Source organism: Streptomyces gobitricini, assembly GCF_039532985.1.
GTDB classification, from domain to species: domain Bacteria; phylum Actinomycetota; class Actinomycetes; order Streptomycetales; family Streptomycetaceae; genus Streptomyces; species Streptomyces gobitricini.
Window position 1 is genome coordinate 400,386 of sequence record NZ_BAAASR010000018.1, and the last position, 14,069, is coordinate 414,454.

The 14,069-nt window shown below is 73.3% G+C and carries 14 protein-coding genes and 1 pseudogene; 6 read left to right on the top strand and 9 right to left on the bottom strand.

Annotation, left to right across the window (positions count from 1 at the left end; all coding sequences use genetic code 11):
* Positions 1-85 precede the first annotated feature (85 nt).
* Positions 86-1,075 (top strand): polyphosphate kinase 2, encoded by a 990-nt coding sequence (gene ppk2 / locus ABD347_RS17155; protein ID WP_344362006.1) that lies wholly within the window; start codon positions 86-88, stop codon positions 1,073-1,075.
* A 39-nt stretch (positions 1,076-1,114) separates the two neighbouring features.
* Here ppk2 and ABD347_RS17160 read toward each other — a convergent pair whose 3' ends face one another.
* The 4 genes from ABD347_RS17160 to ABD347_RS17175 form a co-directional block, all read right to left on the bottom strand.
* Positions 1,115-1,723, bottom strand: a complete 609-nt coding sequence (locus ABD347_RS17160) for a hypothetical protein (RefSeq protein ID WP_344362008.1) — start codon at positions 1,721-1,723, stop codon at positions 1,115-1,117.
* The gene (locus ABD347_RS17165) at positions 1,720-3,360 is read right to left on the bottom strand and encodes a serine/threonine-protein kinase (protein ID WP_344362409.1); all 1,641 of its coding nucleotides are present in this window, start codon (positions 3,358-3,360) and stop codon (positions 1,720-1,722) included. Before ABD347_RS17165 ends, ABD347_RS17160 begins: the two co-directional genes overlap by 4 nt.
* Positions 3,361-3,698: 338 nt before the next feature.
* On the bottom strand, positions 3,699-4,430 hold the full coding sequence (locus tag ABD347_RS17170; protein WP_344362009.1) for a DJ-1/PfpI family protein: 732 nt from the start codon (positions 4,428-4,430) through the stop codon (positions 3,699-3,701).
* Positions 4,431-4,505: 75 nt separating this feature from the next.
* On the bottom strand, positions 4,506-5,264 hold the full coding sequence (locus ABD347_RS17175) for a DJ-1/PfpI family protein (RefSeq protein WP_344362411.1): 759 nt from the start codon (positions 5,262-5,264) through the stop codon (positions 4,506-4,508).
* 220 nt (positions 5,265-5,484) lie between these two features.
* On the opposite strand from ABD347_RS17175, the gene ABD347_RS17180 reads away from it, so the two are divergent.
* A complete protein-coding gene (locus ABD347_RS17180; RefSeq protein WP_344362010.1) occupies positions 5,485-6,123 on the top strand; it encodes a hypothetical protein in 639 nt (212 codons plus the stop codon).
* Here ABD347_RS17180 and ABD347_RS17185 read toward each other — a convergent pair.
* Positions 6,092-6,463 carry a hypothetical protein gene (locus ABD347_RS17185; RefSeq protein ID WP_344362011.1) on the bottom strand — a complete coding sequence of 124 codons (372 nt, stop codon included), beginning with the start codon at positions 6,461-6,463 and terminating at the stop codon, positions 6,092-6,094. The two genes, ABD347_RS17180 and ABD347_RS17185, sit on opposite strands and share 32 nt — an antisense overlap.
* 976 nt (positions 6,464-7,439) lie before the next feature.
* Here ABD347_RS17185 and ABD347_RS17190 point away from each other — a divergent pair.
* Entirely contained in the window at positions 7,440-8,948 is a 1,509-nt protein-coding gene (locus ABD347_RS17190) for a SulP family inorganic anion transporter (RefSeq protein WP_344362013.1), read from the top strand.
* A gap of 39 nt (positions 8,949-8,987) precedes the next feature.
* Here ABD347_RS17190 and ABD347_RS17195 read toward each other — a convergent pair whose 3' ends face one another.
* The 3 genes and pseudogenes from ABD347_RS17195 to ABD347_RS30680 form a co-directional block, all read right to left on the bottom strand.
* Positions 8,988-9,140 carry a hypothetical protein gene (locus ABD347_RS17195; RefSeq protein WP_344362015.1) on the bottom strand — a complete coding sequence of 51 codons (153 nt, stop codon included), beginning with the start codon at positions 9,138-9,140 and terminating at the stop codon, positions 8,988-8,990.
* Positions 9,137-9,376 (bottom strand): recombinase family protein, encoded by a 240-nt coding sequence (locus tag ABD347_RS30675; RefSeq protein ID WP_425575687.1) that lies wholly within the window; start codon positions 9,374-9,376, stop codon positions 9,137-9,139. The genes ABD347_RS17195 and ABD347_RS30675 overlap by 4 nt, the downstream gene beginning before the upstream one ends.
* A gap of 85 nt (positions 9,377-9,461) precedes the next feature.
* Positions 9,462-9,623: pseudogene (locus ABD347_RS30680) on the bottom strand (zinc finger domain-containing protein); the annotation flags it as partial.
* A gap of 276 nt (positions 9,624-9,899) precedes the next feature.
* Here ABD347_RS30680 and ABD347_RS17205 point away from each other — a divergent pair.
* Both ABD347_RS17205 and ABD347_RS17210 read left to right on the top strand, forming a co-directional pair.
* Positions 9,900-10,469 (top strand): TetR/AcrR family transcriptional regulator, encoded by a 570-nt coding sequence (locus ABD347_RS17205; RefSeq protein WP_344362017.1) that lies wholly within the window; start codon positions 9,900-9,902, stop codon positions 10,467-10,469.
* A gap of 73 nt (positions 10,470-10,542) precedes the next feature.
* Complete coding sequence (locus ABD347_RS17210; protein ID WP_344362019.1) at positions 10,543-11,721, top strand: GDSL-type esterase/lipase family protein; 1,179 nt, start codon at positions 10,543-10,545, stop codon at positions 11,719-11,721.
* A gap of 274 nt (positions 11,722-11,995) precedes the next feature.
* Here the strand turns inward: ABD347_RS17210 and ABD347_RS17215 are convergent, their stop codons facing one another.
* Positions 11,996-13,378: an FAD-dependent oxidoreductase gene (locus tag ABD347_RS17215; RefSeq protein WP_344362021.1), complete on the bottom strand. Its 1,383-nt coding sequence runs from the start codon at positions 13,376-13,378 to the stop codon at positions 11,996-11,998.
* Positions 13,379-13,704: 326 nt separating this feature from the next.
* On the opposite strand from ABD347_RS17215, the gene ABD347_RS17220 reads away from it, so the two are divergent.
* Positions 13,705-14,067 (top strand): ArsR/SmtB family transcription factor, encoded by a 363-nt coding sequence (locus ABD347_RS17220; protein ID WP_344362023.1) that lies wholly within the window; start codon positions 13,705-13,707, stop codon positions 14,065-14,067.
* The last annotated feature ends 2 nt before the right edge of the window (positions 14,068-14,069 follow it).

Genomic DNA, 14,069 nt, shown 5'->3' on the forward strand with positions numbered 1-14,069 from the left:
CGTGCACCGGTGCGGGCGATACCGGGACGAGCACCGCCCGGTCGCGGGGGGCGGTGATCCGGGCGGGGCCGGGTAGGGGTGGGACATGGAGGACAAGGACCCCGAGCGACCGCAGGCGGATGATCTCCTGGCGGGCCTGAGCGTGGACGACAGCCGGCCGGAGCAGCCGGTCCTGCTGGATTCGGCCGGCGCGCCGATCCGGACGTGGCAGGAGAACTACCCGTACGACCGCAAGATCCGGCGGGCGGAGTACGAGCGGACCAAGCGGATCCTGCAGATCGAGATGCTGAAGCTGCAACGCTGGGTGAAGGACACGGGAGCCCGCCTGGTGGTGATCTGCGAGGGGCGTGACGCGGCGGGAAAGGGCGGCACCATCCAGCGGTTCACCGAGCGGCTCAACCCTCGTGGCGCCCGCATCGTCGCCCTGGACAAGCCGACCGAGCGGGAAGCCGGCCAGTGGTACTTCCAGCGGTACGTCGCCCACCTGCCGGCGGCCGGCGAGATCGTCTTCTTCGACCGCTCCTGGTACAACCGGGCCGGCGTGGAGAAGGTCATGGGCTTCTGCAGCCAGGAGGAGTACGAGCTGTTCCTGCGCCAGTGCCCGCTCTTCGAGACCATGCTCGTACAGGACGGGATCCTGCTGGTGAAGTTCTGGTTCTCCGTGTCACGCGCCGAGCAGCGCACCCGTTTCGCGATCCGTCAGGTCGATCCGGTGCGGCAGTGGAAGCTGTCACCCACCGATGTGGCCTCCCTCGACCTGTGGGACGCGTACACCACCGCCAAGGTCACGATGTTCCGCGCGACCGACACGGAGCACTCGCCGTGGACGGTGGTCAAGAGCAACGACAAACGGCGCGGCCGGCTGGAGGCGATGCGCAGCCTGCTCTCACGGATCGACTACGACAAGAAGGACCCGGCGGCCGTGGGTGAGCCCGACCCTCAGATCGTCGGTGCCGCCGACACCCTCCTCGAGCCCGGCGAGGAGCCCGCCGACCTCTCGCCCACCCCCTTGGCCGGCCCGCCCGCCCGGCCGGGACAGCACCCGGACCGGCCGGCGGACGCCGGCCACGGCTGAGTCGCCCCCTCCGCCCGCGCCGGTGGCTCCGGGCGCCCGCTAGGGCGCGTGCCGGAAGGGCGTGTGCCGGAAGGGCGCGCAGTCGTACGTGAACCTCACGGACGCCGTACGACGGGCGGGTTCCAGCAGCTCCAGCCGGGCCTCGGCCGGGTGGTGACCCGGGCCCCGGAAGGTCCACAGCAGGTGGAGGGTAGCGTCGTGCCGGCCCGGGGGCATCCGCTCGGTCAGCCGCTCGGAGCGGGTGCCGTCGCTGCGGACCCACCGGTAGGCCAGGGTCCCCGGGCGCCCGTTCGTCCGGACGACGGCCACCACGTCGGCCGCCGCGTCGCAGGCCGGTCCGGCCGGGTCGGTGGTCACGGCGACGTCCCGTACCTCGACGCCGGGACCGTGGCGCTGCCAGGCGAGGTGGCCGAGGACGGTGACCAGAACGGCCGCTGCGAGCGCGTACCGCCGCAGGCCGCCCGCGCGCCGTGGGACCGGCGCGGGGCCGGGGACCACCGGGAACGGCGCCACGGCGGCCGCGGTGACCCCGGGCCCGAAGCGCAGCACGGAGCCGTCGGCCCGGTCGGGCGCGACATGGGTCCGTGTGGGCGGCCCGGTGATCCAGTCACTGCCGAGGACGGTGGCGCTGTAGTCGTCGTCGTTCATCGGATCTCGCACCGCCTGACGAGGATCTGCCGGGTCGCCGCTCCGTTGCCCGCCGCCGGGGTGGTCGTGGCGCGCACGCCCCAGTAGCAGCCCTGGCCCGAGAAGGTCAGGGTCCGGATGGTCGTGGCCGTGGCGGAGGGGAAGGTCATGGAGCCCTCGGGCGCGCCTGGCGTGCCCTGCACGTCGCCACTGAACCACTCCAGCAGGACGGTCGCCGGGCCGGAGGTGTCGACGGAGAGCGTCACCTGCGCCGCCGTGGGGCCGGTCTGACGGAACGAGGTCACGGTCACCGCCTTCACGCTCGCCGGCGGCGGTGACGGTGGCGCGGTGGTCGACGGGGGCGTGGTCGGCCCGGCGTCCGTCGGCGTTGTGGTGGTCGGCCCGGTGGGCAGGGGCACCGGGGGCGCGGAGGAGGAGGGGGCCGGCGAGGCCGACGTACCGGCAGACGCCGAGGAGGAGGGAGCTCCCGGCTCCGAGGGGGACCAGGACGGCGAGGACGAGGACGAGGGTGAAGGCGCGTCTGAGGGCGAGGGCGACCGCGTCGGCGGGGACGACGCCGGACGGACCGGGCCACCCGCGAGCGGGAGGGCGCTGGTCGTCGCCGACGCGTTGGCCGCAGCCACACCGCCCGCCCGCTCCGTCGCCCCGGCCTGCGTGAGGACCAGGAGCAGACCGACTGCGAGCGCCGCGCCGGCGCCCAGCCAGCCGCTCCGCCCGGGCGACCACAGCGAGGTCGTGGCGAAGGCCGTGGTGGACGCCGACGAGCCGCCCGCCGACGGGAACAGCAGCGGCAGCAGCGCGGCCAGGGCCGCCAGTTTGCGCTGGCCATGCTCCTCCCAGTCCGGCCCGTACGCCGCGCGGGCCACGCCCTCCAGCTCGGCCACGAACGCCTCGGCGTCCTCCGGGCGTTCCTCCGGCCGCTTCGCCAGGCCCCGGCGGATCAGCGGACGCACCGGCTCAGGGGCCTCGGCCTCGGGAACGGGGGCCTCGATGTGCTGGAGCGCCAGCTCGGCGAGGTGCTGTCCGGTGAACGGCTTGCGTCCGGTCAGGCACTCGAAGAAGGTGGCCGTCGCCGCGTACACGTCGGCCGCCGGTGAGGCGGGGCGCCCCTGCCACTGCTCGGGGGCCATGTAGGCGGGTGTGCCGGCCACTCCCGGTGTGGTCCCGTGGTCGGCGGCGATGCCGAAGTCCACGAGCTTGGACGAGCCGTCGGCCGCGACCAGGACGTTCTCCGGCTTGTAGTCGCGGTGCACGACCCCTGCCCGGTGGGCGGCGGCCAGACCGAGCAGCGAGCCTTTGAGCACGGCCAGGGCGGCCTCCGGGCCGGTGGGCCCCGACTGCCCGAGCACCGCGCGCAGGGCGATGCCGTCCACCAGTTCCATCACGATGGCGGCGCCGTCGGGTGCCTCCACGTACTCGTACAGCTGGACGACGTACGGCGAGTGCAGTGCGCCGAGCAGCCGGGCCTCGGCCCGGAACTGCCCCACGAACGCCGGATCCCGGCGCAGGCGGTCGCTGAGGTACTTCACCGCGACGGGGGTGCCGGTCCCGTCGTGCACCGCCAGCACCACCCGGCCGCTCGCGCCCGAGCCGAGTTCTCGTGTCTCCGTGAAACCGGGGACCACCCACGCGTTCATCATTCCGTCCCCCCTGCCGCGGGTCTTCACCCCCTGGGACACGGACGAGCGGATGCCGGTTCCCGGGCGCGCCGTCCGCTCGGGAACCGGTTCGCACACGGCGTGCGAGCGGCGGTCCGCTTCAGGAGCGCGGCGGGCGCCGAGCGGCCGCCCCGGCGCCGGCCCGGTCGGGCACCGTCCACCGGCGGCCCGCGGGACGGCTGCGGGCCCGCGTACAGGGCGGCTGTGGTCCCGCGGGTACGGGGCGGCTGATGGCGGTCGGCGCACCGGGCGGGGATGTGGCCGGCGCATGGGGCAGGAATGCGGCCGGCGCACCGGGCGGCTGTGGGCCGGGCCGCTCAGCCCCGGCCCCGCCCCGCCGTCCACACCGTGCCGCGCGCTTCGTACTCGAGCATCTCCTCCAGGCCGAGCGCCGCGTCCGCACCGAGCTCGCGGCGCACCAGCCGGAGGGCGAGGTCCAGGCCGGAAGTGACGCCGCCGGCGGTGACCAGGTCGCCGTCGTCGACGACGCGGGCACGCTTGACCACCCCGCCCTGCTTCTCGAGGTCGTCGCGCACCCTGTGGTGTGTGGTGCAGGGGCGTCCCTTGGTCAGTCCGGCCGCCGAGAGCAGCATCACGCCGGTGCACAGCGCGCTGATGGTGAGTCCGGGACGGGGTGCGGAGGCCAGGGCACGGGGCAGTGCGCCACGCTGGATCTCGGCCCACACGCCGGGGTCCTCGCGGCGTGTGTATCCGCCGCCGGGCACGACGAGTACGTCGGCCTCGTCGGGCGCCCACCGGTGGCTGACGCGGACCTCGGTCCCGTACGTCGCCGTGACGGTGCGGGGCGCGTCCAGCGCGACGTGGCGGACGTCGACGTCGCGATCGGTGAAGTAGCCGGAGGCCGCGAAGACCTCGTACGGCGCGATGTAGTCGAGTTCCTCCACCCCCTCGAACATGACGATGTGCACACGCAGGGGCCCGGCGCGGCGGGGGCCCGCGGACGCCGCGGCGGTGTGGGCAGCGGTGCTCGCCGCCAGGGCAGCGGCTCCGAGCGCGGTCGTGGAACGGAGCAGGGTTCGGCGGTGCATGCCGGTGCCTTTCGCTCGTCCGGCCCGGTGGGACGGACACGGTGTCGGGTGGGGACGGAAGGGCCGGGCCCGTGCCTACGAGCGCCACACGGTTCCGCGGCGCTCGTACTCGAGCACCTCCTCGGCGAACAGCGCCGTCTCCGGGCCGAAGAACCGCTCGAGCAGCCAGATGCCCAGGTCGATTCCGGAGGTGACCCCGCCGCACGTCACCAGGTCACCGTCGTCGACGACCCGGCCGGTGACGACCCGTCCGCCCTGAGCCTTGAGATCGTCCTTGGCGATGTGGTGCGTGGTGCAGGGCCGTCCGGCCGTGATGCCCGCCGCGGAGAGCAGCATGGTGCCGCTGCACACGGCGCCCAGGACCAGGCCGCGCCGGCGTGCCGCCGCGAGGGTCTTCGGCAGCACCCCGCGCCGCACCTCCCGCTGGAGGCCGGAGCCGTCGCCGTACCCACCACCGGGCACCAGGATCAGATCGGCCGACCGGGGCGACCACGGGGACCGGCAGACGATCTCCATGCCGGCGGACGTCCTCAGCGTGCGCGGCCCGTCGACGGTGACGAAGGACTGCGCTATGCGGTCCTCACCGACGATCCCGAACACCTCGATGTGGCCCGCGAAGTCCTGCTCCTCCACCCCGTCGTACAGCACCGTGTGGACGCGCAGCGGCTCACGGCGCGGCCGGGCCCGCGCGCCGGCGGCGTCACCCGTGGCCGCCGTGGCCGCCGGGTCGGCCGTGGCCGCCGTGCCGGCCGTCGCCGCCGTGGCCTGGCCACCGGCGAGGCCGGCACCGACCGCGGTGGCAGCGGCGCCACGAAGCACGTTCCGCCTGTGCATGAGGGACATGGGGGACCTCCGGAGAGACGCACCGACCGCGCCGCCCGACGCCTGCCGCGACGGCAGCGCTCAGGGGCGTGACAACGCGTTCAGTCTTCCGGTGGGCCGCCGGCGGCGACACCGGCACACGTGCCGATGGCGCGCAAGATACGGCCAGCCCCCGGTCACGCGCCGACACCTCCGTCGTCTACGGTGATCACGCCTCCGGGAAAGGACACTCATGACCGCCTCCTCCACCCGCGACACCGACAGGGAGTTCGCCCGCCGGTGGCTCGTCGCCCAGGGCGCCACATGCGACGCCGACGGCGTCTGGCAGGACCGGCGGCTCCCGGGCCATACCCTGACGGGCAGTCAGTCCGCCCGATGGTGGGCGGACATGGCGATGGAGACGTCCGGGGCGCGCACGGAGGAAACCGTGCGGGTCGTCCTCGGCCTCATGGACCTGTACGACGAACCGGGCGTGACGGTGGTCTTCTCCGCGTGGGTCGACGCGTACGAGGAGACTCGGGAGCACCTGTGGGCCGCCTACCGGCCTCGTCTGGAGGCCGTCGAGGAACCGCAGGGCGTCGTGGAGTCGCTCGCCCACTGGTTCGAGGACGGCTTCTGCGCCTCCTCGTGCTTCCAGGGCGTGCTGGGCGGCGAGGCCGGGTCCCTGTCCGACCGCCTCCGGCCGGGCGTTCCGGGCCGCGCCGGGCTGTTGCGCCGCACCCGCCGCGTCCTGACCGTCGCGGGCCCGGTCCCGTGGGCGGATCTGGAGCCCGTGTGCGAGGCGGTCGCCGAAGTGCCCGAACTGCACGCCCTGTTGGCAACTCTGCTCGGTCCCGACGTCAGGGGATCAGAACGCAGTGGTTCTCGATGACCCGGCCGCCACGGTCCAGCCCTCCGCAGACCGCCAACCGCGGGTACGCCCTGATCTCCCGGTTGACGACGAACCGCCACCGCGACACACCGGCCTTGCTCGCCCGGTGATCGCCCACGAAGGCGCGCAGCGTCCCCGGAAGGCCGTCCCGGGTCGTGACCGTGATGTCCTGGACGTAGTCGCCTCCCTGGTAGGCGGTGGCCACGCAGATGTAGGCGCCGCACGTGGATTTGGCCTCGGCACTCGCCGGTGGCGCGGTCGCCAGCGCCAGTCCGCCCGCCGCGGCGAGAGCGACCGCGAGCGCCACCGTCCGTCGCCCCGTCCTTGCCGCCACCGGCATGGTCCTCTCCTGGCGCGTGTACTTCACTGGCCCCCCTGATGTGCCGCGTCGGCCGACTGTCCGGCCGACTGCGCAGCGTTACCTCACTGTCACTTTCGGGGGCCGGGCGCCTGGACCGCAATGCCGCGTGAGGGGCGCTTGGCCGGCACTGGGGGCGCGCCGGCGCGCGTGAGGTCTCACAAGCCGGCCGGCGAGGGCGGTACGCCGGAAGAGGACGGAGCGTGGTGGGCATGGAGGGGCGGACGTGGAAGAGGGGCGGGGCGACGCCGGCTGCGGGATGCGGCAGCCGCCTCTGCCCCATCGTGGACCCGGGGGCGACGCCGGCGCGGGAGCGGCAGCGGCCGTGACGCGTCCGTACGCGCCGTCCGCGGCGGATCTGCCGTGCCGCGGCGTTTCCGGAGGAGTCGGTCCACGAGGATGCCGGACGGGACCGGACGGGGACCGGGCCCATAGGGCAGCAGTGACCACCACCACGGCCGGCGATCTTGCGGGCTGACCCGGCGAGCGGCCGTACGGCCCGGGTGTCGCCGCCACTCCGGCCCCGGGAGCCCTGGGAGCCCCAAAAGCACCGGCCACGGGCCGCCGCCTGCCGCCGTGGAACCCGGGCAGGCCCCGGGGCGGCGGCTTCCGTCGATCTCCACTCCGCCGTTGGGTAGAGTTGACGGTGGCGAGGCGGTCCGTCGCTGTACCGCCGTCGCCGTGCAGGGGCCCAGGAGGCCCCGGGGGAAGATCCGATTCTTGCGGGAGAGAAGCGTGCGCACGTTCATGACGCCCGGCGCCGCCGCCTGCCCGCCCTGACGCTTCGCCGTCGGATGTGATCCGGCCGCGCTGTGGCGCGCCGACTACGTCCCTCTTCTGCTTCCGGCCCCGTCTTCCGGGGTCACCCCTGCGGGGTGCCGCCCCGGCCTTCCGCTTCCTCCGCACGTTCCCGGCCTTCGCACGGGGCCGTGCCCGAGCACGACAGGTTCCGACTCTCTTGTCTTCTGCCTCTCCCGCAGTCTCCCCGGCCGCGCGCCTGCGCGGCCGGAAGCCCGACTGGCTCTCCGACCCGAAGGTCTGGCGCACCGAGGTGCTCGCCGGTCTGGTCGTCGCCCTGGCCCTGATCCCCGAGGCGATCTCGTTCTCGATCATCGCCGGGGTCGATCCCGCGGTCGGGCTGTTCGCCTCGTTCACCATGGCCGTGGTCATCTCCGTCGTCGGCGGCCGCCGTGCGATGATCTCCGCCGCGACCGGCGCCATCGCACTGGTCATCGCGCCCCTCAACCGCGAGCACGGCCTCGGTTTCCTCATCGCCGCCGTCATCCTCGCCGGTGTGTTCCAGGTCGTCCTGGGCGCGCTCGGCGTGGCACGCCTGATGCGGTTCATCCCCCGCTCGGTGATGGTCGGCTTCGTCAACGCGCTCGCCATCCTGATCTTCATGGCCCAGGTGCCGGAGATGTGGAACGTGCCGTGGGCCGTGTACCCGCTCATCGCGGGCGGCCTGGCGCTGATGGTGTTCTTCCCGAAGGTCACCACCGTGATTCCGGCGCCGCTGGTGTCGATCGTGATCCTGACCGTGATCACGGTCGGTGCCGCCATCGCGGTGCCGACCGTCGGTGACAAGGGCGCGCTGCCCTCCTCGCTGCCGGTGCCGGGGCTGCCGGACGTGCCGTTCACGCTGGAGACCCTGACGACGATCGCCCCCTACGCGTTCGCGATGGCGCTGGTCGGGCTGATGGAGTCGCTGATGACCGCCAAGCTGGTCGACGACATCACCGACTCGCACTCCAACAAGACCCGCGAGTCCATCGGCCAAGGTGTCGCCAACATCGTCACCGGATTCTTCGGCGGCATGGGCGGCTGCGCCATGATCGGTCAGACGATGATCAACGTGAAGGTGTCCGGTGCACGTACCCGCGTCTCGACGTTCCTGGCCGGCGCCTTCCTGATGGTGCTGTGCATCGTCTTCGGCCCGATCGTCTCCGACATCCCCATGGCCGCCCTCGTCGCCGTCATGATCATGGTGTCGTTCGCGACCTTCGACTGGCACTCCATCGCCCCGAAGACCCTCAGGCGCATGCCCGCCGGGGAGATCACCGTCATGGTGATCACCGTCGCCTGCGTCGTGGTCACGCACAACCTCGCCATCGGCGTCGTGGTCGGTTCCGTCACCGCCATGGTCGTCTTCGCCAAGCGTGTCGCCCACCTCGCCGAGGTCAGCCCCACCGTCGCCCCGGACGGTGCCACGGTCGTCTACCGGGTCACCGGTGAGCTGTTCTTCGCCTCCTCGAACGACATCGTCGGCCGCTTCGACTACGCGGGTGACCCTGAGAAGGTCGTCATCGACCTGAGCGCGGCGCACATCTGGGACGCCTCCTCCGTCGCCGCTCTGGACGCGATCGAGACCAAGTACTCCCAGCGCGGCAAGACCGTCGAGATCATCGGCCTGAACCGCCCGAGCGCGGACATCCACGGCAAGCTCACCGGCGAACTCACCAGTCACTGATCGACACGCGCACCGCCGGCCGGCGGTCCGCCGCGTCCGTTACGCGCACGGCGGGCCGCCGCCGGCTTCGCTGTGGCCACTCCCCCGGACCGGACCGGACCGGGCCGTGCCGTGGGCGGTGAGGCGGTCGGCGAGCGCGGTGAGCTCGGCGAGCGCAGTGAGCCCGGCGGCGTCGCGGCCCAGGCGCTTCATCTCGTCGACGGTGAACACGACCCGGCAGCGCGGGGCGGGGCGTGGGCCTTGGTCCGGCGGGCCGGCGCGAGCGCGTCCTCGAACCGGGGCCGCACCCGGACGCGGGTGCTGACCTTCTCGGAGAACACCTTGCCGCGCGGGATGCCGTGCTTGGCGAGGGCGTCGAGCCGCGACCGGAGTTCCTGGGTGAGCGTCGAGCACCGTGCGTACCCGATGCGGATGTCCGCGGTCGGGATGTCCGGCGCGAGGGCGGGCGGGACGGGGGGTGGCGGGGCGCCACGGCCGGCCGGGCCCGCGGTCGGCGGCGGGGGTGGGCACGCGCAGGAGCCTGGCGAGCCGAAGGACCTTGGTGAAGCGGCCGGTGTGGTGGGTGCCGGCGACCGTGCCGGAGTGCGAGCGGCACGGCGAGCCGGGGTCGTCCCGGCAGCGTGGGCAGGGGTGGAGCTCGACGTCGTCCGCGTCGCTCGGGGAGATTCCGCACAGGGGCCGTCACGCCTCGGACGCTGCCTCAGACGTGAGAACGGGTTCTGCGAACCGGAGCGGCGCTCAGCGGTCGCCGGCCCGTCACCTTTGATCTTGCTCAGGCAGGGGACTGTTCGTGCGCGTCAAGGTGGGGGCGCCCGTGCGGCTTGGCCCCGCCCTGTCGTCGGGCTCGCCCCATTCGGCCGACTGCGCCACACCTTAAGGCCATCCCCGCTTGCCTATAGGGCATAGGTAAATGCATGCTTGCTTTAGGGATACCGAGAGTAGGTGATGGTTGTGGTTCGGGCAGGACTGAGCTCGGAGCGGCTGACGCTCGCTGGTGCGGAACTCGCCGATGAGGCCGGTTTCGACCAGGTGACGCTGTCCGCGCTCGCCCGGCGCTTCGACGTGAAGCCGGCGAGCCTGTACGCGCATGTGAAGAACTCCCACGATCTCAAGACCCGGATCGCGCTCTTCGCGCTGGAGGAACTCGCCGACCGGGTCGCCGACGCCGTGGCCGGGCGCGCGGGCAAGGACGCCCTCACGGCCTTCGCGAACGCCTACCGGGACTACGCCCGGGCGCACCCCGGCCGGTACGAAGCAGCGCGGTACCGGCTCGATCCGCAGACCGCCGCGGCCAGCGCCGGCGTCCGGCACGCGCAGATGACCCGGGCGATCCTGCGCGGCTACGAACTGGCCGAGCCGGACCAGACGCACGCGGTCCGCATGCTGGGCAGCGTCTTCCACGGCTACGCCTCCCTGGAGGCAGCCGGCGGCTTCGACCACACCGACATCGCCGCGCAGCAGTCCTGGGCCTGGACCCTGGACTGCCTCGACACCGCATTGCGGAGCCGGTCCACCCCCTGACCGGTCGTGTCACCCGCGGCGGCTTCTCCGTACCGACCCGACGCCCCACCCCGGAACGAAACGGCTTGAGGCAATGAGCACCGAACAGCACTTGATCATCACCCCCATCACCGCCGACTTCCTGCACGGACACCTCGACGTGGAAGAGACTGCCCACGGCCTGCTGCCGCACCGGCTGCCTGCCCGGGCGCGCCGCCAGATCCCCGACGACCTGCTGGCCGTGGCCGAGGCTCAGCCCTCCGGTGTCCGGCTGGCCTTCCGTACGAGCGCCACCACCGTCCACCTGGACACCCTGCCGACCAAACGCGTCCACCGGGGCTTCCCGCCCCCGCCGGACGGCGTCTACGACCTCCTGGTCGACGGCCGCCTCACCGCCCGGGCCACCGTGACCGGCGGGAACCTGCGCACCATCACCGACCTGCGGACCCAGACCGCGGAATTCACCCCGGGCCCGGCCGGCACCGCCCACTTCACCGACCTCCCCGCAGGCGAGAAGGACATCGAGATCTGGCTCCCGCACGCGGAGATCACCGAGGTCATCGCCCTGCGCACCGACGCCCCCGTCGAGCCGGCCCCGAAGACCGGGCGCCGGGTGTGGCTGCACCACGGCAGTTCCATCAGCCACGGTTCCAACGCCGTCTCTCCCAGCACCATCTGGCCCGCGCTGGCCGCCTCCGCAGGCGATGTGGAGCTGATCAACCTCGGATTCGGTGGCAGCGCACTGGTCGACCCCTTCACCGCCCGCGCGATGCGCGACACCCGAGCGGACCTGATCAGCCTCAAGCTCGGCATCAACGTCGTCAACGGCGACGCCATGCGCCTGCGCGCCTTCGCCCCCGCCATCCACGGCTTCCTCGACACCATCCGCGAGGGCCACCCCACCATCCCCTTGCTCCTGGTCTCCCCTGTCCTGTGTCCGACCCACGAGAACACCCCCGGACCTCTCATGCCGGACCTCTCCAGTGGAACCCTGAAGTTCAGGGCAACCGGTGATCCGGTCGAGACCACCGCCGGACGGCTGACGCTCACGATCGTCCGCGACGTCCTGGCCGACATCGTCAAGCAGCGGTCCGCCGAGGACCCCAACCTCCACTACCTCGACGGACTCGACCTCTACGGCGAGAGCGACCACGACGAGTTCCCCCTGCCGGACGCGATCCACCCAGGCCCCGAAGGACACCGCCGCATCGCCGAGAACTTCGCCGAGCTCGTCTTCGCCGACAACGGGCCCTTCGCCACCACGACCGGCTGACCCGGAGGCCCGTGGCCGGCGGGGAGAGGACGACCCCGTGCGGGGCGAGGGCGGAAAGGGCACCGGCCGGAAAGGCGGCGAGCCGGAGAGGGTGCGGGCCGCTGCCGACAGCGTGAGGGGGCGGGCGCGGGCGATGCGCGTGATGTTGCCCCGCTGCCGCCCGCGCCCCGGCCGGTGATCCGGGTGGCGCACAGGGCCGGCCGGACGCCGCGGGGCCGCGACCGGTCCCCCGTTCCGGTCGCGGCCCCGCGCGCTGGGCGGTGCGGCGCGGTGGTCAGCAGCCCCCGGAGGAGGCGGGCGTCTCCCCGCCGATGCGGAGAGTGGCCGGTGCCGCGCAGCAGCCTCCGCCGCTCGCCTCGTCGGGCGCCTGGGGCTCGTCGAAGAGGCCGGCGCCGCCGCACACCCCGGTCTCGGGCAGCGTCAGCTCCACGCGCTCGGCGGCCTCCCGGTCACCGGCGAGAGCGGCGGCGATCGACCGGACCTGCTCGTAGCCGGTCATCGCCAGGAAGGTCGGTGCGCGGCCGTAGCTCTTCATACCGACCAGGTACACGCCCTTCTCGGGGTGGGTCAGTTCCTTCACGCCGTGCGGGTAGACCGTGCCGCAGGAGTGGACGTTGGGGTCGATGAGCGGCGCCAGCTCCAGCGGGGCCTGGAGCCGTTCGTCGAGACCGAGGCGGAGCTCGGAGAGGAAGGACAGGTCGGGGCGCAGGCCGGTCAGGACGATGACCTCGTCGACCGGGTCCAGGCGCCGGCCGTCCTCGGCGACCAGGACCAGCCGCTCGCCGTCGCGCTCGACGGCGGCCGTACGGAACCCGGTGACGGCGTCCGCGTGGCCGTCGTCCACGGCTGCCTTGGCCGCGAGGCCCAGTGCGCCGCGGGCGGGCAGCTGGTCGGCCGCACCGCCGCCGAAGGTGGAGCCGCTGATGCCCCGGCGCAGGATCCAGGTGGCGTGCGTGCCGGTGCCGTCCCCGGACTTCGCCAGGTCGGCGAGGGTGGCGAGGGCGGTGAAGGCCGAGGCGCCGGAGCCGATGACGGCCGTGCGCCTGCCGGCGTAACGGGCGCGGGTGGCGGGCTCCCGGAGGTCGGGGACGCGGTAGGAGACGCGGTCGGCGGCCGCGCCCTCGCCGAGGGCGGGCAGGCCGTCGCCGCCGATGGGGCTCGGGGTGGCCCAGGTGCCGGACGCGTCGATGACGGCCCGCGCCGTGAGCCGCTCCTCGCGCCCGTCGGCGTACGTCACGTGGACGGTGAACGGCTGGGCGTCGCGGTCGGCGTCGACCACCCGGTCGCGGCCGAGGCGGGAGACGCCGGTGACGCGGACACCGAAGCGGACGCGCTCGCCGAGGACGCCGGCGAGCGGCTGGAGGTACCGCTCGGCCCAGTCACCGCCCGTGGGGTAGGCCGTGCCGTCGGGAGCTGTCCAGCCGGTGGGGGCCAGCAGCTTCTCCGCCGCCGGGTCGACGAGCTCCGCCCAGGTGGAGAACAGCCGGACGTGGCTCCACTCACGCACCGCCGTGCCCGCGGAGGGTCCGGCCTCCAGGACCAACGGCTCGAGGCCGCGCTCGACGAGGTGGGCGGCGGCGGCCAGGCCGATGGGCCCGGCGCCGATGACCACGACCGGAAGAGCGGTGGTGGGCGCGTCGATGGTCGGCGCAGACATGGTGACTCCCTTGGTTCGACGTTCGTCGATGGCTTGCGCCCTCAGCATGGCACTTGATTCGATGAACTTCAACATAGACATTCATGGAAGTAGTGCGATGGGAGACGAGCGAGACCCAGGCCGCGATCGGGCGGGGAGGGGCCCGACAGCGCAGCCCAGCCGAGGCGCTGGCCGGCGAACGGCCCCGACGAACGGCCCGCGCGAACGGCCCCGACGAACGGCGTCCGTTACGTAACGGAACACGCCCGTCGACACCCATGCCCGGCAGCGACCACGAGGGGAGACCGCCCCTGGGGCCCTGGTTCGATGTATGTCAACATAGACACATGTCGAACGTGAGCCCGTTGCCGCTGCTGGAGCCGGACGTCGCCCCGTGCTGTCCTCCGCTGACCGAGCGCCCCCTCACGGCCGAGGAGGCCGTACGCACGGCCGCCATGTTCAAGGCACTGGGCGACCCGGTGCGGCTGCGGCTCTTCTCCGCGGTCGCCTCGCACGAGGGCGGTGAGGCATGCGTGTGCGACATCTCCGACGTCGGTGTCTCGCAGCCGACCGTCAGCCACCACCTGAAGAAGCTCAAGGAGGCGGGACTTCTGACCTCCGAGCGGCGCGGCACCTGGGTCTACTACCGTGTGGAGCCGTCCGTACTCGCCGCGATGGGGCACATCCTGGGCCGGTACGCCGCCGCCTGAGC